This window comes from Vallitalea longa (genome assembly GCF_027923465.1).
Lineage (GTDB): Bacteria > Bacillota > Clostridia > Lachnospirales > Vallitaleaceae > Vallitalea > Vallitalea longa.
In genome coordinates, this window is sequence record NZ_BRLB01000042.1 from 1 (window position 1) to 1,573 (window position 1,573).

Genomic DNA, 1,573 nt, shown 5'->3' on the forward strand with positions numbered 1-1,573 from the left:
AGAAAGACTAACTATTAAAAGTCAAGACTAAAATAAATTATTTTGTTTGAACACTTAAAAACATTTAAACAAATTTGAACACTGAAAATTGCATGGCAAATAGAGCATCTTCACAGGTGCTCAAAAAAGAGATACTTACAGAAAACTAATTAAGAAACTTGTTTATATAATTGACCACTTTTTTCTAGTTGATATATTAAGCGAACTAGTTTCTTGGTGGCATGAGTAATTGCAACATTATAATGTTTACCTTCGGCTCTCTTTTTGGAAAGATAAGCAGCGTATGTAGGATCCCAATTACAAACAAATTTCGTGGAGTTAAACAATGCATATCGCAAATATTTAGAACCACGCTTTTCCATATGGGAATAACTTGATTCTAATTTCCCTGACTGATATGTAGATGGGGACATTCCAGCAAATGCTAGGATTTTATCAGCGGATGAAAACCTATTAAAGTCACCAATCTCAGCAAGAATCATAGCACCCATACGATAACTAATGCCAGGAATGCTAAGAATAGGAGAATTGATGTCATCCATAATGATTTTAATTTCTGATTCAATTTCAGAAATTTGGTTATCTAATTCATATATTAATTTGATGGTATGCTTTAATTCAAGTGATTTTGCGGGCATATGAGAACCTATAGATGTTCTTGCACATTCTCTAAAAAGAATTGCTGTTTCTTTTGAATATCGACCTTTAGAAGAGGTGTTTAAAAGGTTAGTAAGCCTTGTAAGGTGAGCATTAGCAACGGATGAAGCGCTAGGGAATTCGTATAAAAGAGCATAAGTAGATGCTGTATGTAGTGTTGAAACAAGCTTCTCAAGTTCAGGGAAAAGAATTGTAACAAGACGAGAAATAGACGATTTTAATTTTGCTCGCTCTTTTACTTTATCAAAACGATAACGAGTTAATGATTTTAACTCTTCATTATGGTAAAATGTGTCTGAGTAGGATTTTAAGTTCACATCAGACATGAGCATAGTAGCAATCGTACGGGCATCAACTTTATCCGTTTTCGTCTTTCTAAGACTTAGACTTTTTCTGTAAAGATTGGTATGTAACGGATTGATAACAAAGGTGGTCAGACCTTTATTAAGAAGATATCCCAAGATGTTATAGCTGTAGTGTCCAGTGGCTTCTAAGCCTACTTTTACGTTAGTTAAAACAACTGTAACGGATTCAATCTTCTGGTAAAGTTCATCAAAACCATCTCTATTGTTTGGAATGGTAAATGCTTTATATAACACTTCGCCATCTGAATTAGTGATAAAGCAATCATGCTTATCCTTAGAAACATCAATACCTACGTATATCATAATAAATCTCCTTAAATGTATTTGATACTGTTTTGGAACCACGGATACTCTTTGCGATTGTAACCTCGTTCTAAATAAACCGTCATGCGGTATCTAACTGATTAACAAATATACAATGAGTCTGTGGTTGGAGCCTTTCTGGAACCATCAAGTGGTAGGAGGATGAAACCAATCCACAGTATCTCCAATAGTATAGCATACAGTCCTTGGAGAGGGACTATAAACACTACTACTATATAATACGAGGA

1 protein-coding gene is annotated in these 1,573 nt (G+C 34.1%); it reads right to left on the minus strand.

Going from position 1 to position 1,573, the window contains the following annotated elements:
- Window positions 1-149: 149 nt before the first annotated feature.
- Window positions 150-1,325, minus strand: a complete 1,176-nt coding sequence (locus QMG30_RS24700) for an IS110 family RNA-guided transposase (protein ID WP_281819897.1) — start codon at window positions 1,323-1,325, stop codon at window positions 150-152.
- Between the last annotated feature and the right edge of the window lie 248 nt (window positions 1,326-1,573).